The following is a 19,860-nucleotide window of genomic DNA, read 5'->3' on the forward strand; positions in this document are numbered from 1 at the left end:
CGGGCGACGGCGCATCCGACATCCGCCGGTGATTCCGGTATCCACACGTGTGCGCACGCCGCGCCGTTCCACGCCATGATGGGACCGTGGCCGACGCGCGTGTGAGCACCGACACCGTCCCGCGCGCGCCTGCGAAGCGCCCGCACAAGAAGAAGCACCCGTCCGGGGACCGGCTGTCGGCCGGACTGATGCTGCTGGGCACGGCGATCGCCCTGCTGTGGGCCAACTCGCCGTGGGGCGCGACGTACCACGAGTTCTGGGACATGCACGTCGGCCTCTCGCTCGGCGACCTCCACGTGGAGGCGACGCTGCACGAAGTCGTCAACGACATGCTCATGACGTTCTTCTTCTTCCTCGTGGGTCTCGAGGTCAAGCGCGAGCTCACGATCGGCGAACTCACCGACCGGTCCCGGGCGATCGTGCCGATCGTCGCCGCGATCGCGGGGCTCATCGTGCCCGCGGCGCTCTTCGTGCCCCTGGGCGCGATGGTCGGCGAGGCGGATGCCTGGGGGATCGTCATCTCGATGGACACGGCCTTCCTGCTGGGCGCGCTCGCGCTCATCGGTCCGGCCTTCCCGAAGCGGCTGCGCACGTTCCTGCTGACGCTCGCCGTCGTCGACGACATCGGAGCCCTCGCCGTCATCGGCATCTTCTACAGCGGCGTGCTCTCGCCGGTGCCGCTGGTGACCGCCGCGGTGCTCATGGGGCTCATCGCGCTCGTGCGATTCGCCCCCGTCGGCCGGGGCCTGCTGTACGCGATCCTCGGCGTCGCCCTGTGGGTCGCGGTGCTCGCCGCGGGCATCCACCCCACGCTCGCCGGCGTCGCCGTCGCGCTGCTCATCCCCGTCTTCTCGCCCCGTCGTGCCGACGTCGAGCAGGCCGCGGCGCTCACGCAGGCGTTCCGCGAGTCGCCGAACCCGCAGTACGCCGCGGCGCTCACGCGAAGCATCCGCCAGTCGCTGTCGATCAACGAGCGCATCGACATGGCCTGGCGGCCCTATGTCGCGTACGGCGTGCTCCCGCTGTTCGCCCTCGCGAACGCCGGTGTCCACCTCGGGCCGGAGGTCTTCCGCGACGCGTTCACGTCGCCGCTGACGTGGGGCATCATTCTGGGGCTCGTGGTCGGAAAGTTCGTCGGCATCACGGGGGCGACGGCGCTCGTGCGCGCGTCGGGCAAGGGACAGCTCGCCCCGGGGCTCGCCATGCACCGCGTCGCCGGAGGGGCCGCTCTGTCGGGCATCGGGTTCACGATCTCGCTGTTCATCGTCCCGATCGCGATCGAGGACCCCGAACTGCAGGATCTCGCCCGCGTGGGCGTGCTCACCGCATCGGTCATGGCGTTCCTGCTCGGCTGGGCGATCATCTCGGTGGGCGACCGGCTGCGCCCGCCGCAGCCCGTCGGTGCGAAGCTCGCCCGTCCCGTCGACCCCGAGCGCGATCACGTCTTCGGCTCGAGCGCGGCGACGTGCGAGATCGTCGAGTACGGGGACTTCGAGTGCCCGTTCTGCAGTCGGGCGACCGGCTCGGTCGATGCGGTCCTGGCCCACTTCGGCTCGGATGTGCGATGGGTGTGGCGTCACCTTCCCCTCGACCAGCCGCATCCGCACGCGCAGGAGGCGGCGCAGGCCGCCGAGGCGGCGGGCCTGCAGGGCCGCTTCTACGAGATGGCGCGCCTGATGTTCGCGAACCAGGATCGCCTGGAGCGCACGGATCTGTTCGGGTACGCCGAGCAGCTGGGGCTGGATCTCGACCGATTCGCCGACGATCTGACCTCGCCCGACGTGCTGCGGCGCGTGCAGGACGACCGACTGGACGCCGAGGTCATGGATCTGCACTCCACGCCGACGTTCTTCATCAACGGCGTTCGGCACATCGGCCCGTACGATTCGGCGAGCCTCATTCGCGCGCTGGAGGCGGCGCGACCGGCTCCGCCTCCGGAGTGATCACCAGCCGTCGGTGAGGATGTGGTCGAGCGCCGCGACGAGGGCATCGGCGCTGTCGTCGTCGAAGCACAGGGGCGGCTTGATCTTCAGGATGTTCTGGTGGTCGCCGGTCGGCTGGGCGATGACGCCGAGCTCGCGCAGCCGGCGGCAGATCGCCGCCGTCTCGTCGGTGGCCGGCTCCCACGTCGCACGATCCCGCACGAATTCGGGGCCGAGGTAGAGCCCGGCGCCGTGGACGGCCGCCAGGATCGGATGCCGCTCGCCCAGCTCCAGGAGCTTCGCGCGCAGTCGGCCGCCGACCCGCCGTGCGTTGCCCACGAGGTCCTCGTCGCGCATGATGTCGAGCACGGTCAGCCCGACGACGCTCGAGACCGGGCTGCCGCCGGCGGACGAGAAGAAGTAGCCGCCCGAGCGATACCGCGCCGCGATCTCGCGCGTCGTGATGACGGCGCCCAGCGGATGGCCGCTGCCCATCGACTTCGCCACGGCGACGATGTCGGGCACGACCCCCTGCTGCTCGAACCCCCAGAACCACTCGCCCAGCCGGCCGTAGCCGACCTGCACCTCGTCGGCGACCGCGAGGCCGCCGGCCGCCCGCACCGCGTCGTAGACCTCGGCGAGATAGCCGTCGGGGAGGAACATGCCGCCGCCGTTGCCGAACGCCGTCTCGGCCACGAACGCGCCGACGGGCCTGCCCGCTTCGCCCAACCGGGCGATCTTCTCCGCGGCCTCGGACGCGTAGCGATCCGGGTCGTCGGCGTGGACGCCGCGGAAGGGATGCGGTGAGGGGACGGTGTGCACCCATGCCGGGCGGGTCTGCAGCGCCGCCGGGTTGTCGGCGACCGACGTCGAGACGGCATCCGTGAGGTAGGTCCACCCGTGGTACGCCTCGGCGACCGCCAGGACATCGGGTCGGCCCGACCAGGTGCGGGCCAGCCGCAGCGCCAGGTCGACCGCTTCGGACCCGCTGTTGACCAGGAACACGGTGTCGAGCGGGTCGGGGACGAGCTCGGCCAGGCGCTCCGAGAACTCCACGACCGACGGGTAGTGGAACCGCGAGTTCGTGTTCAGCAGCCGCCACTGGCGCGCGACGGCGTCCGCCAGCCGCGGATGGGCGTGGCCGACGGCGGTGACGTTGTTGAGGGTGTCGAGGTAGACGCGCCCGTCGGCGTCGATCAGATGCTCGCGCCATCCGCGCACCATGACCGGCGGCGCGGTGTAGTAGTGCTCCTGGACCTCGGCGAACACCGCGTCCCGGCGCTCCAGGAGCCCCGCGGCGTCGATCGGCGAAGCGGCCGGGGCGAGCCGGGGGAGGAGCGGCGACGGGTCGGCGACGACGGCGCGCCACGCGGCGGCCAGGCCGCGCGTCGTGAAGCGCGGCGCATCGATCCCGGTGCGCGTCACCTGGATCCACACGCGGCCCGCGGACTCGGCCAGGGCGTCGCCCGCGGCCACCGTCGTCCCGTCGCGGTGCCGCGCGCGGACGCCCTCGAGGTGCAGCTGCACGCCATCGCCGGTGAGGACCAGCCCGGCCGAGGTCGCCGTGACGGCTCCCGCCCACGGCGCCCGGAGCGTCGTGGCGGACGCCGGCGCGAACTCGACGCCGAGCGCGACGTTGCGCGGCGGGTCCGGATCGGCGGGGACGGCGCGGGTCAGCCGCGCCTCGGCGAACCGCGCCGCCGCCGATGCGCCCGCCGGCGCCGAGGCGAAGGCGACGTCCTCGGCTGCGGAGCTCAGCCACCGGCCGTCGTCGAGCAGAGCGCTGGTGGGCGAGAGGTCGACGATGTGCGGCTGCCCGTCGGTCAGGGCCGCGGATGCCGGAAGGGGCAGCCCGACGGCGGCGGATCCGGCGGCCTCGCGCACGAGTGCGGTCGCCACCTCGAGCGGGACAGAGACGGCTTCGGCGAAGATGGCCTGCTCGTGGGCGAGGTTCTCCGCGGCGTACCGATTGCCCGGGTCGCCGGACAGCACCTGGTGGGCGCTCGCGACGAGGACGGCGCCGCGCTGGACGACGAGCGGCCACAGGGCACTCTGCTCGGCGTCCGACAGCGGCCGCTCCCGGTGATAGGCCGTCACCGCGCGCATGGCCGCGGGCAGGTCGACGCCGTCGTGGTGCAGCAGCGACGACACCGTTATGGCGAGCTCGGCCACCGCCCACGAGCGGCCGAGATCGCCCAGGTCGATGACGCCGTCGGGGACGCGCGTGCGGGGGTCGGACGTGACGACGTTGTCGTCGGTGAGGTCGCCGTGGATGACCTGCACGGCGAGCGCATCGGCGACGGGTGACAGCGCCCGTCCGGCGGCGTCGGCGGCCTGCGCGAGCCGTGTGCGCGCCGCCGCATCGGGCACTCCCGGGAGGAGCTCGGCGAGCACGGCGGGTGCCCGGCGCAGATCCCACTGATGCGTGCGCTCGGCCCCGGGCAGCGTCAGCTCGCCCAGCGCGACGGCGACGCGCGCCGCCAGCGCGCCGAGTGTGTCGATCACGGTGGGCGACAGGTAGCCGGACAGCGTCTGGCCGGGCAGGAACTCCAGCAGCCGCGCATGCATCACGACGCCCTCGAGCGCGACGGGGTAGGTCGTGCCGCCGGGCTGCCGCCGCCGCGCGCGCGGCGCGCGGACACCCGCCCGCGCGGCGATCATGTCGGCCGCGGCGGACTGCGCCTCGAGCTCGGCGACCGTCGTGCTCGGGTTCGCGATCTTGAGCAGGAGCGGCGGCTCGTCGGCCCGCTCGAGCAGGAAGTTCCGATCCTGGTTGCTGCCGAGCGGCCGCGGCGTCCCCTGGACGCCCCAGCCGTCCCGGGCGATGCGCGCCGCGGCCGCGACGTCGACGGCGGGGGGTGCCGCCGGAACGAGGCCGGCATTCGGCGGGGTGGACATGATCGAACCGGGGCCTCTCGTCGGGTGCTGGGATGAGGGTATCCCGACCGCGGCGCGGCCGCGCCGGACGGATCGTCCGAGGTCGGTGCGATGATCGTGCCATGCTGCTGCACCGGCTTCTGGCGACGACGCAGTCGGTCGCCGCAACCGCGGCGCGACGTGAGAAGGTCGCGGCGCTCGCGGAGTTCATGCGCGCTCTCGCGCCCGCCGACGTCCCCGTGGCCGTCGGCCTGCTCCTCGCGCGGCCGCGGCAGGGACGACTCGGTGTCGGTTGGCGGGGTCTGGATGCGCTCGAGGTCACGCATGCCGCGGCGCCCTCGCTGACGCTCGGCGACGTCGACGCAGCGTTCACTGCACTGGCCGCGGCCGCCGGTCCGGGCTCGGGGGCGCTGCGCCGCGACGCGCTGCGCGGGCTGGCCGCGCGCGCGACGGCCGGGGAGTGGGGACTGCTGCGGCGGGTGATCCTGGGGGAGCTGCGGACGGGAGCGGTCGAGGGCGTGCTCCTGGACGCGGTGGCGGCCGCCGCCGGGCGGCCCGTCGCGACGGTGCGCCGCGCGGCGATGCTGTCCGGCGACCTGGGCGGCACTGCGCTGATCGCGCTGGGTGGCGACCCCGACGCCCTCGACGCCGTGGGGCTCGCGGTGGGAACGCCGGTGCTGCCCATGCTCGCCTCGACGGCGTCGTCGGCGACCGACGCGCTCTCGGCGGTCGGCGGGCGGGCCTCCGTCGAGGTCAAGCTCGATGGCGCCCGCGTCCAGGTGCACCGCCGGGACGACGACGTGACGGTCTACACGCGCAGTCTCGCGGACGTCACGGTGCGGGTGCCCGAGATCGTCGAGGCGGTGCGGGGCCTCCCCGCGCGGCACGTGATCCTCGACGGCGAGACGCTCGCTCTCGACGAATCCGGCGCGCCCCGCGCCTTCCAGGACACGATGGCGCGCTTCGGCTCCGAGCACGCGGCGGCGGTCGCGCTCAGGCCGTGGTTCTTCGACGTGCTCCACCTCGACGGCGATGACCTGATCGACGAGCCACTCCTCGTGCGCCGCGCCGTGCTGGAGCGCATCGCTCCGGAGGCGCTGGTCCCCGGCATCCTCACCGACGATCCCGTCGCTGCCGAAGCCTTCGCCCGACGCGCGCTCGCCGCCGGGCACGAGGGCGTCATGGTCAAGGATGCCGCGTCGGCATATGCGGCCGGGCGGCGCGGGAAGGCGTGGCTCAAGGTGAAGCCGGTGCTGACCTTCGACCTTGTCGTGCTCGCCGCGGAGTGGGGCTCGGGGCGCCGCACGGGCATGCTGTCGAACCTGCACCTCGGCGCCCGCGACGCCGACGGCCGCTTCGGCGATCCGGGCGGATTCGTCATGGTGGGCAAGACCTTCAAGGGCCTCACCGACGAGCTCCTGGCATGGCAGACCGAGCACTTCCCGCTCATGCAGACCCGCGCGACGCGTCATGCCGTGCACGTGCGGCCCGAGACCGTGGTCGAGATCGCGATCGACGGCGTGCAGCGGTCCACGCGGTACCCCGGCGGCGTGGCCCTGCGGTTCGCGCGCGTGCGCGGGTACCGGCCCGACAAGTCAGCGCAGGAGGCCGACACGATCGACGCCCTTCGCGCGCTCCTGCCCGGACAGGAGTGACGGATGCCGCCGCAGGCACCAGGATGACGGTATGCGCGTCGTCGTCCTGACCGGTGCCGGAATCTCGGCCGAGAGCGGTGTGGCCACCTTCCGCGATGCCGGCGGGCTGTGGGAGGGGCACCGGGTCGAGGAGGTGGCGACGCCCGAGGCGTTCGAGGCCGACCCCGACACGGTGCAGCGGTTCTACGACGCGCGCCGCCGCGCCGTGGCGGCGACCCGTCCGAACGCGGCGCACCTCGCGCTCGCGCGGCTGGAGAGCGCGATCGGCGAGGACCTGCTGATCGTGACGCAGAACATCGACGATCTCCACGAGCGGGCCGGGACCCGACGCCTCGTGCACATGCACGGCGAGCTCCTGCGGGCGCTGTGCACGTCGTGCGGTCGGCGCCCGGAGTGGCGGGAGGATCTCGTCGGCGCGCCGCCCTGTCCGGAATGCGGCGCGGCGAGCCTGCGCCCCGACGTCGTGTGGTTCGGCGAGCTGCCCTACGAGCTGGACCGCATCGAACAGGCCGTCGTGGCGTGCGACGTCTTCGTGTCGATCGGCACGTCCGGTTCGGTGTACCCGGCCGCCGGCTACGCCGCGCTGGCCTCGGCGTTCGGAGCGCGCACCGTCGAGCTCAACCTCGAGCCCAGCGACGGGCTCGTGCCGTTCGACGACGCCCGCACGGGTCCGGCCGGCGCACTGGTGCCGGCTTGGGTGGAGGAAGTGCTGGCCGACCGCACGTGACGCGGTGCCGGGGGAGCGCGTGCGCGCCCCTCCCGGCACCGCGGTGCGTCAGATCCGCACGCCTCCGCCCGACCGCAGCCGCGACAGGGCGTCGACGGTCGCCGCGAGGATCAGCACCGAGCCGGTCACCAGCAGGTTGATGCCCGCCGGCAGGCCCAGCAGCCCCAGACCGTTGGTGATGACGGCGATCACGAGCGCGCCGATGGCGGCGTGGACGAGCCGCCCCTTGCCGCCGAACAGGCTCACGCCGCCGACGACGGCCGCCGCGACGCCGCTGAGCACGATGTCGCGTCCGACCGTCGCATCCACCGAACCCACGCGGGTGACGCTGAACAGCGCCGAGAGCACCGCGAGCATCGAGCAGATGACGAACGCCCACCACTTGATCCAGCGGACCTTGACGCCCGAGCGGCGGGCCGCCTCGGCGTTGCCGCCGATGGCGTAGATGTAGCGGCCGAACTTCGTGCGGTCCAGCACGAACGTGCCCACCCACAGGATCACCAGCACGATCGGCAGGATCACCGGGACGCCCTCGACGGTGTTGACGCCGACGCCGCGGTTGAGGTTGAGGACGTACACGACGGTGCCGCCCAGGGCCGCGATGACGGCGAGTTTGGCCCACACCAGCGTGATCGTGCGGTTGGGGACGCCGGCTCGCGTGCGCCGCGCGCGGTCCCAGAACGACGTGCCCGCCGAGACCGCGAGCATGACGGCGAGCATCGTCCATCCGGCCCACACGGGCATGTTGCCGTTCTGGATCGCGATGAGCTCGGGCACCTGCAGACGGTACAGCCCGCCCTCGCCGATGACCAGGAGCGCGAGGCCCTGGTATCCCAGGAACAGACCCAGCGTGACCACGAACGAGGGTATCCCCACTCTCGCGACGAAGAACCCGATGAGCGCACCGGTTCCGAAGCCGACGCCGAAGCCGATCAGGAGCGCGATGACCCAGTTGATCCCGAAGACGGCGTTGAGGACGACGAAGAGTGCCATCGCGACGCCGCCGGTCACGCCCGCCGACAGGTCGATCTCGCCCAGCAGCAGCACGAAGACCAGCGCCATGCCGAGCATGACGAGGGTCGCCGCCTGGTTCAGCAGATTGGCGAAGTTGCGTTCGGTGAGGAAGTACGGGCTCAGCACCGTGAAGAGGATGCCCAGCACGACCAGACCGCCGATCGCGGGGAGTGCCCCCATGTCGCCGGAGCGCACACGCTGCCACCAGGCCTGCACCTGGTCGAGGAGTCCGCCCTCGGTGCCGCTGCCGATGAGGTCGGAGGCGACGGGGTCGGGAGCGGCCTTGGTTCGGGTCTCGGTGCTCACGAGGCGTCTCCCGTCACGATCGTGGTGGTGCCGAAGTGCTCCACGCCCTCGGGCGTCTTGGTCCCGGTGATGTATCCGACGACGTCGTCGCGCGTGGTGGTCGACGTCGGGATCTGGGCGACCATCTGGCCGAGGTACAGCACCGCGATGTCGTCCGCGACGGCGAAGACGTCGGCGAGGTTGTGGCTGATGAGGATCACGGCGACGCCGGAGTCGGCGAGGCGCCGGACGAGGTTCAGCACCTGCTCGGTCTGGGCGACGCCGAGCGCGGCGGTGGGCTCGTCGAGGATCACCACGCGGGCCTTCTTCAGCACTGCGCGGGCGATGGCGACGGTCTGACGCTGGCCGCCCGACAGGCTCGAGACCTTCTGCCTGACGGACTTCACGGTGCGCACCGACAGGGAGCGCAGCGTGTCGGACGCCTCCTTCTCCATGCGTCCCTCGTCGAACGTGCCCGACGAGAGCTCTTCGCGCCCGAGGAACATGTTCTGGACGATGTCGAGGTTGTCGCACAGTGCGAGGTCCTGGTAGACGACCTCGATGCCCTGGTGCCCGGCATCGCGGGGGGTGTGCAGGTCGCGGTGACGTCCGTCGATGCGGACCTCGCCCGCGTCGTAGGGCTGCACTCCCGCGAGACCTTTGATGAGTGTGGACTTGCCGGCTCCGTTGTCGCCCACGAGGGCGGTCACCTTGCCGGGATAGACCTGGAGGTCGACGCCCTTGAGGACGGTGACCGGACCGAAGGCCTTCTTGACGCCGACCAGTTCGATGATCGGCTCTGCAGTGGCGGTCGCTTCTGGCATGCTCGCTTCCTTGCGATATGTGTCGGGTGCGCGGAGGACGCCGCGCCTGGTCGGCGCGGCGTCCTCGCGACGGGGTGTTACGGGGTGACGCCGTACTCGTCGCAGGCAGCCATCACGTCGGCCGTGCAGACATCGTCGTACGCGGCGTCGCCGGCCGCAACGACGTCCTTGACCTCGTTCGGCCCGACGAGCACCGGGGTCACCTGCACGTACGGCGTGCCGTCGTCCAGGGCGGCATCCGTCGAGACGGTTTCGCCGTTGAGCAGCGAGACGGCGGTGTCCACCGCGGCCGCGGCCTCGTCGGCCACCGGCTTGTAGACCGTCGCGGTCTGCCAGCCCAGCAGGATGTTCTGCAGACCCGCGACGTTGGCGTCCTGACCCGAGACCGCCACGCCGGTGAGGTTGTTGTCCTGCAGCACCTTGATGACGCCGGCGGCGTTGGTGTCGTTGGCGACCCACACGCCGTCGACCTTGCCGTCCAGGGACGTCAGCGCCTGCTCGAAGTTGGTCTGGGACTTCGCCTGGTCCCACACCCCCGGAGGCTCGGCGGCCGGAGCGATGCCGGCGCCCTCCATGACCTCGACGGCGCCCTGCTTGAACATCGCCGCGTTGCCGTCGGTCGGGTCGCCGCCCATGTAGACGACGATCGCGTCGGCGGGTGCGACACCTGCGGCGTCGAGGCCGTCCAGGACGGTCTGGCCCTCGAGCCGGCCGACCTCGACGTTGTCGAAGGACACGTAGTAGTCGGCGCCCGCGAAGGGACGGTCGTAGGCGATCACGGGGATGCCCTCGGCGCTGGCCTTCTCGGCGACCGCCTCGGCGGCGCCCTGGTAGTCGACCAGGAGCATGACGCCGCAGCCCTTGGTGAGCTGCTGGTCGGCGATCGTGGCGTACTTGTTGACATCGCCCTGCGCGTTCTGGATGTCGGTGTCGAAGCCGGCGGCCTCGAGACCTTCCTGCAGGTACTTGCGGTCGAAGTTCTCCCAGCGCGGGGACGATGCCGCGTCGGGGAGGATCACACACGCGAGCCCGGCGGCCTCGCCGGAGCCGCCGTCGCTGGGCGTGTCGCCGCTGCCGCCGCCGGCACAGCCCGCGAGCATGACTGCGGCCGCCCCGCCGAGGGCGAGCGCAGCGAGGAGTGAAGACTTCTTCATCATTCGCCTTTCGTCGTTGAAGGAAATGTCAGGCCGTTCCGTTACGGCCTCTTCAAATGCGATACTCCCGAGTTCACATCTTGAAGTCAAGACGTGAATGTAACGCTTGTGCAACGCCGGAAGAGGGGATTGATCACGCCTCAGGCCTGTGATAACCGAGGTTAGAATCAGCAGATCAGAGCAATGGAGGCCGAAACAATAAGCAGAATGCTCATTCGTTCACGACTTGTTACCGGAAACCACGGACTCATGCCCGCCCGGTCGCGGTGCGCGTGCGGCGCGACAGGGAATCGACGATGACGGCGAGAGCCAGAACGACGCCCGTGACCATGTACCGCACCGACGAATCGAGGTTGAGGAGCGTCAGACCCGACGAGATCGACTGGATCACGAGGATGCCGAGGAACGCCGAATATGCCGTTCCGCGGCCGCCGAACAGACTCGCGCCGCCGATGACGGCGGCCGCGATCGCGTTGAGATTGGTATCGGCGGCGCCGGAGCTCTGATTCGCCGCCGCCAGCCGCGACGCCGCCAGCACGCCGCCGACGGCGGCGAGCGTGGAGCACATGACGAAGACCGACATGTAGATCCGGTCGACCCGGATGCCGGCGCGCCTGGTCGCCTCGACCGAGCCTCCGACGGCGTACACGGCGCGGCCCCAGCGCGTCCGGGTCAGCGCGAAATCGAGGCCCACCACGAGGGCGAGGAAGAACAGGAACATCACGCCGACGCCGCGCGAGAGGTTGAGGTACCACGCGGCCACGAAGAGGACGACGGCCAGGGCGCCCGTCCGCAGCGCGATCTCGCCGTACCCGCGGCTGACCAGGTTGGCGGCCGCGCGACGGCGGGCATGCGCCGTGCGCGTCCAGGCGTAGGCGGCGACCGTGGCCGCCGCGATCGCATACGACGCCCACGCGGGCAGGAACATCTGCTGGGCGAACCGGACCAACCATGAGTCGAACGGCAGATTGATCGACCCGGTGTCCCCGAGGACCCACAGCTGAACGCCGAGGAAGCCCAGGAGCCCCGCGAGTGTGATGACGAAGCTCGGCACGCCGAAGCGGGTGTACAGCCAGCCGTAGCAGGCGCCCGCGACGGCTCCCGACCCGATCGCGGCGAGCAGGGCGAGCACCGGATTCCAGCCGAGCTGGACGAACGAGACCGCGAGCACGGCCGCCGCCAGCCCCGAGACCGAGCCGACGGACAGGTCGATCTCGCCGACCAGGAGCACCAGCACGACGCCGAGCGCGATCGTGCCGATGGCCGCGCACTGCATGGTGAGGTTGACCAGGTTCGTGCTCGAGAGGAACACCGGGTTCAGCGTCTGGAAGACGGTCCAGATCAGGGCGAGTCCCACCACGACCGGGAGCGAGCCGAGGTCGCCGCCGCGCACGCGGTCCACGAACGCGCGGGCGGTCCGTCGCACGCCGCCCGCCGAGAGCAGGGCGTCCTCGGGCAGATCGGCGGTGGTCGTCCCGGTGCTGCGGGTCATGACCGGTCCTTCGGCCGTGGCGTCCCCGACCGGCGCTCACCCGAGCGGGGGAGGGGGATGACGCCGGACGCGCGCGCCTCGGGGGTGGCATGCTCGCGGGCCCGGGCGGCGGCGCCGTGGTCGACGGCCCCCGTGATGGCGGCGATGAGCGTCTCGCTGGTGACGTCGACGACGTTGAACACGCCGTTGTTGCGTCCCAGCCGGAGCACGACGACGCGATCGGCGACGGCCATGACGTCGGTCATGTTGTGGCTGATCAGCACCACGCCGTGACCCCGCTCGCGCAGACGCTCGATGAGACTGAGCACCTCGGCGGTCTGAGCGACGCCGAGGGCCGCCGTCGGCTCGTCGAGGATGACGATGCGCGGATCGCCCACGAGGCTTCTTGCGATGGCGACGGTCTGCCGCTGCCCGCCCGACAGCGACGCGACCGGCACGCGCACCGACGGGACCTTCGCCGACAGCTCCCGCAGCAGCATCCACGTCCGCTGCTCCATCTCGACCTCGTCGAGCCGCCCCCCGGTGCGCAGCTCCTGTCCCAGCCACAGGTTGCCCACGACATCGAGGTTGTCGCACAGGGCGAGGTCCTGGAAGACGGTGGCGATCCCGAGATCCTGCGCGTCGGCGGGGTCGTCGATGTGAATGCGCTCGCCGTCGAACTCGATGACCCCGGCATCGGGCGGATGCACGCCCGCGAGGATCTTCACGAGGGTGGACTTGCCGGCGCCGTTGTCGCCGACGAGGGCGACGACCTCTCCCTCGTCGACCCAGAAATCGACGTCGCTGAGCGCCCTGACGGCGCCGAAGCGCTTCGAGATGCCTCGCATCGACAGCACGGGTTCGCGCGTCCGTCGACCCCGCAGGCCCGCTGGCGACTCCATCGTCATCCTTCCCGCCCTCCCGAGCCGGTTCCGGCGCCCGGCGATCGGCGTGCGCCGTCGGGGCGCACAACGTTATCAGCCGACTCCCGCCGCCGCGCACGCCTGTGCATACTCGTCCGTGCAGATGTCGTCGACGCTCCAGAAGCCGTCGGCCACGACGGTCTCCATGATGTTGTCGATCGTCACGGCGACCGGCTCGAGAAGCGTCGTCGGGGTCCCGTCGACCTCGAGCGGCGCGGTCACCTCCTCGCCCCGGATGAGCGCGACGGCGACATCGGCGGCGCGCTCGGCCTGCCGTCCGATCGCCTTGTAGACGGTCATGTGCTGGTCGCCGGTCAGGATTCGCTGGATCGCGGTCAGCTCGGCGTCCTGGCCCGTGATGACCGGCCACGGGGACGCGTTGGCCGCCTTCAGCGCGGCGACGGCACCGCTGGCGGTGCCGTCGTTCGCGGCGTATACCCCCGAGATGTCGTCGCCGAACTGCGCGATCTGTCCCGCCACCCAGTCCTGCGCCTTGTCCGGGCTCCAGTCCGGCGTGCTGTACTCGGCGAGGATGCGCAGACCGCTCGCGTCGATGACGCTGTGCGCGCCGGAGCGGAACAGGGCCGCATTGCCGTCGGTGGGCGAGCCGTTGACCATGAGGACGCCGGCGCCCTCGCCGTATTCGGTCTCGACGGCGGCGACGAATTCCTCGGCCTGCAGAACGCCCACCTTCTCGTTGTCGAACGAAACGTAGTACGCCAGCTCGCCGCCCTGGACCAGGCGGTCGTAGGCGATCACGGGAACCCCCTGGGCATTGGCCATGGCGACGATGCTGATCGATGCGCGACCGTCGACCGGGTCGAGCACGAGCACGTCCGTGCCGGCGGCCAGGGCAGACTCCGCCTGACGCTGCTGCTCGGCGGCGTCCTGATCCGCGTTCGAGTACAGCACCGCGAAGTCGCCCAGCTCGGCGACCCGCGCCTCGAACAGCGGCCGGTCGAACGTCTCGTAGCGGGCGGTCTTGACGTCGGGGAGCAGGAGGGCGATCGTGCCTTCATCGCCGTCGTCGCTCCCGGCGCCGCAGCCGGCGAGGCCGGTCACCGCGAGCACCGCAGTGATCGCCAGGCCGACGCGTGCCGCCACACGGCCCGGGCTTCGCCAGGACCGCGTCATCACGCCGTGATGGGCACGGCGCCGGCGTCGACGCTGACATGGTCGAGGGCGACGGCGATCGCACCGCGCACCTCCGCCCACTCGCCGAAGCTCGTCGCCACGATCTCGGGAAGCCCCGCGGTCGAGGGCAGGGCCGTGCGCTCGAGGGAGTGCCGCATGGGGGCCATGAGGATCTCGCCCGCCTGCGCCAGCTCGCCGCCCATGACGATCAGGGCGGGATCGAGAAGGTTGCACAGGCTCGCCGCGGCGATCCCGATGTGCCGGCCCGCGTCGGCGATGACGCGGCGCGAGCGGCTGTCGCCGGCCTCCGCGGCGCTGAGCAGATCGCTCAGCCGCTGCATGCCCTCTCCCGGGGGGAACAGCGACAGCAGAGCCGGACCGCCGGCGAACGTCTCGAGGCAGCCGCGGTTGCTGCAGCGGCAGATGGGGCCGTTCTCGTCGAGGGTGACGTGACCGATCTGGCCGGCCTTGCCGTTGACTCCGTGGAAGAGATCGCCGCCGACGACGAGTCCCGCGCTGATGGTGTGGCCCGCGCGGATGAAGACCGAGGAGGCGGCTTCGCGCGCGGCGCCCTCGCGGGCCTCCGCGAGACCGCCGAGGTTCGCCTCGCTGTCGACGTAGACCGGGCGGCCGATGCGCAGCGTGAGGCTCTTGGCGATGTCCACGCCCTCCCACCCGCGCAGCAGGCCCACGGTGGACACCATGCCGGTGTGGGGATCCACGGGTGCGGGCACGGCGAGCCCGATCGCGTGCAGATCCGCGACGCTTCCGCCCAGCGACTCCATCATGTCGCTCAGCAGGAGCGTGAGCCGCTCGAGTTCGGCGTCGGCGCGGTGGTCGAGAGCCAGCGGCAGCGTCGACTGGCTGACGATCGTGCGGGTCGCGTCGGCGATGGCGATGCGCAGGTGCCGGGAGCTGAAATGGACGCCAGCGACGAGGCCCACCTGCCGGGCGAGCGAGACCAATGTCGCGCGTCGCCCGCTGCGCGAGGTGACCGACGTGTGCAGGATCCCCGAGGCGGCGAGCTCCTTGACGATGTTGGACACCGTGGCGGGGGAGAGCCCGGTGCTGCCGGCGAGCTCGACCTGCGTCAGACGCCCGTGGCGTTTGAGGGACTCCACCACTCGGGCGCGATTGGCCTCTCGCAGAGACGACTGCGAGCCGGGCGGGACTCCACGGCGTGCCACACGCTCACTGTACCGGACGGCCTTCCGGCTCAGTCGGACCCGCTCAGCGGCGCTCGGCCGCCAGGCGGATCAGCCGCACGTTGCCGTCCTCCTTGACCTCGGCGACCTTCGGATGGGCGGCGATGTAGTCGGTGAAGCTCTTGTGGCCGAGGGACTTCTCGCTGAACGAGGGGTCCATGCGCCGCAGCAGGCTCTTGAGGGCCGACGCGTGCACCCACTCGTCGTCGGTGCGCTCGGTCTCCAGCCGCAGGGCCCGCTCGAGCAGGTCGGCGGCCGGGTCGGCCTTGGCGGTCTTCTTGCGCGATCCGCGCGAGGAGGAGTCCTTGGCGGGCGCGGCGGCGGGCGGGGCCGCCACGCCGGGCAGGGAGTCGTAGGTGTCGAACTGATCGCACGCCGCCGCGAGCGACTTCGCGGTGGAGCCGGCGACGCCCACGCCCACGACGACGCGCCCCAGGCGCTTGCATCGCTGCGCGAGAGGGACGTAGTCGGAATCCCCGGCGACGATGACGACGTGCGTCAGGTCGGGGAGGCGGAACATGTCCTCGACGGCATCCACGGCGAGGCGGATGTCGGCGCCGTTCTTGGCGTAGGCCGCGGCGGGGAACAGCTGCACCAGGTCGACGGCGCGGCCCACGAGCTGATCGCGGTACTTCGCGTTCACCGGAGACGACCAGTCGGCGTAGGCGCGGGTGAGCACGAGGGTCCCGAACGACGCGGCGTAGTCGATGATCGCGCCGACGTCGACGCGCGCCGCCGCGAGCGCATCGGCGAACTCCTCGTCGGACTTCTTCTGCCGGTCGCGCATGTAGCTGCTCTTGCCGTGGACGCGGTCGTACCAGCTCATGACGATGTTGTCGAAGTCGAGGTAGACCGCCACACGCGGGTCCTGGAGGTCGGGCACGTCAGTCCTCTCCGGGGTACACGACGCCGATCTGCCGGCGGATCTCGTCGAGGGTCCCCATGATCGCCACCGTCTCGTCGAGGGGCAGCTCCGCGCTGTCGAACCGGCCCGAGGCGACGGCCTCCTCAGCGGCCAGCGCCTGGAACTGCATGCCGCGTCCGGCGATGTCCGAGCGGTACTCCTCGAGGATCGTGCCGTCGGGAGCGGTGAGCCGGAACGAGGTTGCGTTGTACCAGACGCGGTCGATGTCGATGCGGGCCTCGGTGCCGACGATGTGTGCGGTGTTGGGCCCCGCGGCCCGCGACGACGACAGCGAGGTCGACACTGCTCCGCCGGCATGGGTGAGGATCGTGGCCACCTCGGCGTCGGCACCCGTCTCACCCAGGCGCGCGCGGGCGGTGATCGTCTCGGGCGCGCCGAGGATGTCCCACGCGAACGAGATCGGGTACACCCCGAGGTCCAGCAGCGCGCCGCCGCCGAGGGCGAGGCTGTTGAGCCGATGCGCGGGGTCGCTCGAGATCCGCTGCGTGTGGTCGGCGAACACCGCGCGCACCTCGCCCAGCGCGCCGGACGCGACGATCTCGCGGATGCGCCGCATATGCGGCAGGTACCGCGTCCACATCGCCTCCATCGCCAGCAGTCCGCGCGATCGCGCGGCGTCACGGATGCGTTCGGCCTCGGCGCCGGTGAGCGTGAAGGGCTTCTCCACGAGCACGTGCTTGCCGGCGTCGAGGGCGAGCAGGGCGTTCTCGGCGTGCATCGGGTGCGGCGTCGCGACGTAGAGGATGTCGACGTCGGGATCGGCCACGAGCGCGTCGTACGAGCCGTGGGCGCGGGGCATGCCGAACTCGTCGGCGAAGGCGCGGGAGGCTTCTTCGCGACGCGAGCCGACGGCGGCGATGTCGAGTCCGGCGGTGCGCAGGTCGCGCGTGAACATGTGTGCGATGCCGCCGGTGGCGAGGATGCCCCATCTGAGTCCGGTCACCCTTCGAGCGTAGCGACCGCGGGAGCGGACCGGGGCCTGCGCGCGCCGCGGCTAGGCTCGAAGGATGACCTCTTCCGTCGAGCGCCTGCGCGAGCTGCTGCGCATCCCGACCGTCTCCCACGCCGATGAGGCGCGGGTGGAGTGGGCGCGGTTCGACGAGTTCCACCGGGCGCTCGAGCGCCTCTACCCCGTCCTGCACGCGACGCTGGAGCGCGAGGTCGTCGACGGGCACTCGCTGCTGTATCGCTGGCCCGGCGCGGCCGCCGGGCGCCCCACGGTCCTGATGGCGCACATGGACGTCGTCCCGGTGGTCGAGGAGGACTGGCGGCATCCGCCGTTCGGGGCCGAGGTGACCGGAGAAGGCGAGGACGCCGAGATCCACGCGCGCGGCGCGATCGACGACAAGGGGTCGCTCGTGGCGATCCTCGAGGCCGTCGAGGAGCTCGCGAGCGACGGATTCGCACCTGCGCACGACGTCTACCTCGCGTTCGGACACAACGAGGAGACCGCGGGCGGGGGCGCCCGGACGATCGCCGAGACGCTGCGGGAGCGCGGCGTGGAGCCGGCCGTCGTGCTCGACGAGGGAGGCGCGGTCGTGGACGGGGTGATCCCCGGGGTATCGATCCCCACCGCGATGGTGGGTGTCGCCGAGCGCGGGATCATGACACTCGTCCTCACCGCGCGCGAGAGCGGCGGTCATGCCTCGACACCGCCGCCGATGCCGGCCACGGCGCGACTGGCCCGCGCGATCGACCGGCTGCAGCGGCGGCCGTTCCCCGTGCGCATCTCGCCCGCGGTGCGCGCGATGCTCGCCAGCGTGGCGCCGCACGCACCTCAGCCGCTGCGCTGGGTCTTCGAGCACCTGTCGGTCACCGGCCCCCTCGTCGCTCGGGCGCTCGCCGCGCTCGGACCCGAGACGAACGCCTCGGTGCGCACGACCGCGGTGGCCACGCGACTGTCGGGAGCACCCGGCGAGAATGTCCTGGCGGCGACGGCGACGGCGGCGGTGAACATCCGCCTCCTCACCGGCGACACCGTCGACGCCGCGGTGCGGCGCGTGCGGCGCGTCATCGCCGACGACGCCATCGAGGTCGGGGTTCACCGCGCATCCGATCCGTCGCCGGTCTCGCCGTGGCGCGGCGCGGCATGGCGGAGGGTCGCGACCGCCGTGGCGGGCGCCCTGGGCGAGGACATCGCGACCCTGCCCTACCTCCAGCTCGGCGCCAGCGACAGCCGCTGGTTCGCCGGCATCTGCGCCAGCGTCTACCGCTTCACGCCGTTCCATCTCACGCGGGCCGAGCGCGATGCGCTGCACGCCCACGACGAGCGGATCCGGGTGGGGTCGTGGCTGCGCGGCATCGCCTTCTACCGCGCCTTCATCGAGGCCAGCTGAGCCGCTCGGGGCCGACGCCGCTCAGAGCACGCCCAGGGCGGCGTCGAGGTCGGCGATGAGGTCGGCGGGGTCCTCGAGGCCGATCGACAGGCGCAGCGTCGTCCACGCGATGCCGGAATCGGCGAGCTGCTCGGGTGTCATGTGGCTGTGCGTCATGGAGGCGGGGTGGGCGATGAGACTGCGGGCGTCGCCGATGTTGGCGACCAGGCGCACGACGTTCAGAGCCGCGATGAACCGCTCCGCGCGCGCGAAGTCGCTCTCGGGATCGGCGGTCGCGGGCAGGTCGAACGAGAAGACCGACGCGCCGCCGCGCGGCAGGTAGCGCTCCGCGTTCGCGTGCCACGGGCTCGTGGGCAGGCTCGGGTGGTGCACGCGCGCGACGCGGGGATCGGCGTCGAGGAAGGCGGCGACGGCGGCGGCCGAGGCGCTGTGGCGGGCCATGCGCAGATCGAGCGTCTCGAGCCCCTGCAGCAGCTGGAAGGCGCCGAGGGCGGACAGCGACGGGCCGAGGTCGTGGGAGTACTTGGTCTTGACCAGCGTGATGTAGGCCTTGGACCCGAAGCGCTCCAGGAGCCCCCCGCCGGGCACGCGCGCGTAGGGCTCGGACAGCTGCGGCCACCTGGCGGGATCCGCGGCGAAGTCGAACGTGCCGAGGTCCACCACCGCGCCGCCGAGGGCCGAGCCGTGGCCACCGACGAACTTCGTCGCCGAGTGCACGGCGATGTCGGCGCCGTGGTCCTTCACGCGCTGCAGATACGGCGTCGCCACGGTGTTGTCGATGACCAGCGGGACGCCGGCGGCGTGTGCGCGGTCGGCGACGGCCCGGGTGTCGAGCACCTGCGCGAGGGGATTGGTGACGGACTCTGCGAAGAACGCCTTCGTCTCGGGCCGGGCCGCGCCCGACCATGCCTCCGGGTCGTCCTGGTCCACGAAGGTGACGTCGATGCCCCAGCCGGCGAATGTGTCGCCGAGCAGGTCCACGGTGCCGCCGTACAGCTGCGAGGCCGCCACGATGTGGTCGCCCGCGCGTGCGAGCGCGAGCAGAGCGAGGGCGACGGCCGCCTGGCCCGACGCCACGCCCGCCGCCGCGACACCGCCCTCGAGCGCCGCCATGCGCTCCTCGAACACCGCGACGGTGGGATTGGCCGCACGGCTGTAGATGTCGCCCTCCTGCCGCAGCGCGAAGCGATCGCGCGCGTCGCTCAGCGATGGGAACTCGAACGCGTTCGACTGATAGATCGCCGGCACCGCCGGGCTGTGCGGTGCGGTCGGGGCGTGACCCGCCTGCACCTGGGTGGTCGCGAACGCGCGCGGGGGACCGGAGTCGGGCATGATCCCATTCTCGCCAGGGGCGGCCGAGGCGCCCGCACCGTGTGTCGAACTGTTGCGCCCGGCCCGTCATCAGCGT

The 19,860-nt window shown here is 71.9% G+C and carries 15 protein-coding genes; 4 read left to right on the forward strand and 11 right to left on the reverse strand.

The features are described 5' to 3' along the window. Positions 1 to 86: 86 nt before the first annotated feature. On the forward strand, positions 87 to 1,943 hold the full coding sequence (gene nhaA / locus P0L94_02055; protein ID WES64865.1) for a Na+/H+ antiporter NhaA: 1,857 nt from the start codon (positions 87 to 89) through the stop codon (positions 1,941 to 1,943). On the opposite strand, the gene P0L94_02060 is transcribed toward nhaA, so the two are convergent. After that, positions 1,944 to 4,820, reverse strand: coding sequence for an aminotransferase (locus P0L94_02060; GenBank protein WES64866.1), 2,877 nt, complete (start codon positions 4,818 to 4,820; stop codon positions 1,944 to 1,946). It lies immediately after the preceding gene. 101 nt (positions 4,821 to 4,921) lie between these two features. Between P0L94_02060 and P0L94_02065 the strand changes: the two genes are divergently transcribed. After that, positions 4,922 to 6,454: an ATP-dependent DNA ligase gene (locus P0L94_02065; GenBank protein ID WES64867.1), complete on the forward strand. Its 1,533-nt coding sequence runs from the start codon at positions 4,922 to 4,924 to the stop codon at positions 6,452 to 6,454. A 31-nt stretch (positions 6,455 to 6,485) separates the two neighbouring features. Next, on the forward strand, positions 6,486 to 7,181 hold the full coding sequence (locus tag P0L94_02070; protein ID WES64868.1) for an NAD-dependent deacylase: 696 nt from the start codon (positions 6,486 to 6,488) through the stop codon (positions 7,179 to 7,181). A 48-nt stretch (positions 7,182 to 7,229) separates the two neighbouring features. Here the strand turns inward: P0L94_02070 and P0L94_02075 are convergent, their stop codons facing one another. The 9 genes from P0L94_02075 to P0L94_02115 form a co-directional block, all read right to left on the reverse strand. After that, positions 7,230 to 8,501, reverse strand: a complete 1,272-nt coding sequence (locus P0L94_02075; GenBank protein ID WES64869.1) for a hypothetical protein — start codon at positions 8,499 to 8,501, stop codon at positions 7,230 to 7,232. After that, positions 8,498 to 9,304 (reverse strand): ATP-binding cassette domain-containing protein, encoded by an 807-nt coding sequence (locus P0L94_02080; protein WES64870.1) that lies wholly within the window; start codon positions 9,302 to 9,304, stop codon positions 8,498 to 8,500. The genes P0L94_02075 and P0L94_02080 overlap by 4 nt, the downstream gene beginning before the upstream one ends. A gap of 77 nt (positions 9,305 to 9,381) precedes the next feature. Then, positions 9,382 to 10,458: a substrate-binding domain-containing protein gene (locus P0L94_02085; protein ID WES64871.1), complete on the reverse strand. Its 1,077-nt coding sequence runs from the start codon at positions 10,456 to 10,458 to the stop codon at positions 9,382 to 9,384. Between the two features lie 247 nt (positions 10,459 to 10,705). Then, on the reverse strand, positions 10,706 to 11,950 hold the full coding sequence (locus P0L94_02090) for a hypothetical protein (GenBank protein ID WES64872.1): 1,245 nt from the start codon (positions 11,948 to 11,950) through the stop codon (positions 10,706 to 10,708). After that, complete coding sequence (locus tag P0L94_02095) at positions 11,947 to 12,831, reverse strand: ATP-binding cassette domain-containing protein (protein ID WES64873.1); 885 nt, start codon at positions 12,829 to 12,831, stop codon at positions 11,947 to 11,949. The genes P0L94_02090 and P0L94_02095 overlap by 4 nt, the downstream gene beginning before the upstream one ends. 75 nt (positions 12,832 to 12,906) lie before the next feature. Next, a complete protein-coding gene (locus P0L94_02100) occupies positions 12,907 to 13,956 on the reverse strand; it encodes a substrate-binding domain-containing protein (GenBank protein WES64874.1) in 1,050 nt (349 codons plus the stop codon). A 29-nt stretch (positions 13,957 to 13,985) separates the two neighbouring features. Beyond that, positions 13,986 to 15,173: an ROK family transcriptional regulator gene (locus P0L94_02105; protein WES64875.1), complete on the reverse strand. Its 1,188-nt coding sequence runs from the start codon at positions 15,171 to 15,173 to the stop codon at positions 13,986 to 13,988. A 43-nt stretch (positions 15,174 to 15,216) separates the two neighbouring features. Beyond that, the gene (locus P0L94_02110; protein ID WES64876.1) at positions 15,217 to 16,074 is read right to left on the reverse strand and encodes an NYN domain-containing protein; all 858 of its coding nucleotides are present in this window, start codon (positions 16,072 to 16,074) and stop codon (positions 15,217 to 15,219) included. Between the two features lies 1 nt (position 16,075). Beyond that, complete coding sequence (locus P0L94_02115; GenBank protein WES64877.1) at positions 16,076 to 17,059, reverse strand: Gfo/Idh/MocA family oxidoreductase; 984 nt, start codon at positions 17,057 to 17,059, stop codon at positions 16,076 to 16,078. Positions 17,060 to 17,123: 64 nt separating this feature from the next. Here P0L94_02115 and P0L94_02120 point away from each other — a divergent pair, with 64 nt between their 5' ends. Continuing rightward, a complete protein-coding gene (locus P0L94_02120; protein WES64878.1) occupies positions 17,124 to 18,452 on the forward strand; it encodes a M20/M25/M40 family metallo-hydrolase in 1,329 nt (442 codons plus the stop codon). 21 nt (positions 18,453 to 18,473) lie between these two features. Here the strand turns inward: P0L94_02120 and P0L94_02125 are convergent, their stop codons facing one another. Then, a complete protein-coding gene (locus P0L94_02125) occupies positions 18,474 to 19,784 on the reverse strand; it encodes a PLP-dependent transferase (GenBank protein ID WES64879.1) in 1,311 nt (436 codons plus the stop codon). Positions 19,785 to 19,860 lie beyond the last annotated feature (76 nt).

The sequence above is a fragment of the Microbacter sp. GSS18 genome, from assembly GCA_029319145.1.
GTDB lineage: Bacteria > Actinomycetota > Actinomycetes > Actinomycetales > Microbacteriaceae > Microbacterium.

Coding starts and splice junctions, on each gene's coding strand:
- P0L94_02080 (WES64870.1), bottom strand. CDS start 9,304: ATGCCAGAAGCGACCGCCACTGCAGAGCCGATCATCGAACTGGTCGGC.
- P0L94_02095 (WES64873.1), bottom strand. CDS start 12,831: ATGGAGTCGCCAGCGGGCCTGCGGGGTCGACGGACGCGCGAACCCGTG.
- P0L94_02060 (WES64866.1), bottom strand. CDS start 4,820: ATGTCCACCCCGCCGAATGCCGGCCTCGTTCCGGCGGCACCCCCCGCC.
- P0L94_02085 (WES64871.1), bottom strand. CDS start 10,458: ATGAAGAAGTCTTCACTCCTCGCTGCGCTCGCCCTCGGCGGGGCGGCC.
- P0L94_02090 (WES64872.1), bottom strand. CDS start 11,950: ATGACCCGCAGCACCGGGACGACCACCGCCGATCTGCCCGAGGACGCC.
- P0L94_02065 (WES64867.1), top strand. CDS start 4,922: ATGCTGCTGCACCGGCTTCTGGCGACGACGCAGTCGGTCGCCGCAACC.
- P0L94_02120 (WES64878.1), top strand. CDS start 17,124: ATGACCTCTTCCGTCGAGCGCCTGCGCGAGCTGCTGCGCATCCCGACC.
- P0L94_02125 (WES64879.1), bottom strand. CDS start 19,784: ATGCCCGACTCCGGTCCCCCGCGCGCGTTCGCGACCACCCAGGTGCAG.
- P0L94_02070 (WES64868.1), top strand. CDS start 6,486: ATGCGCGTCGTCGTCCTGACCGGTGCCGGAATCTCGGCCGAGAGCGGT.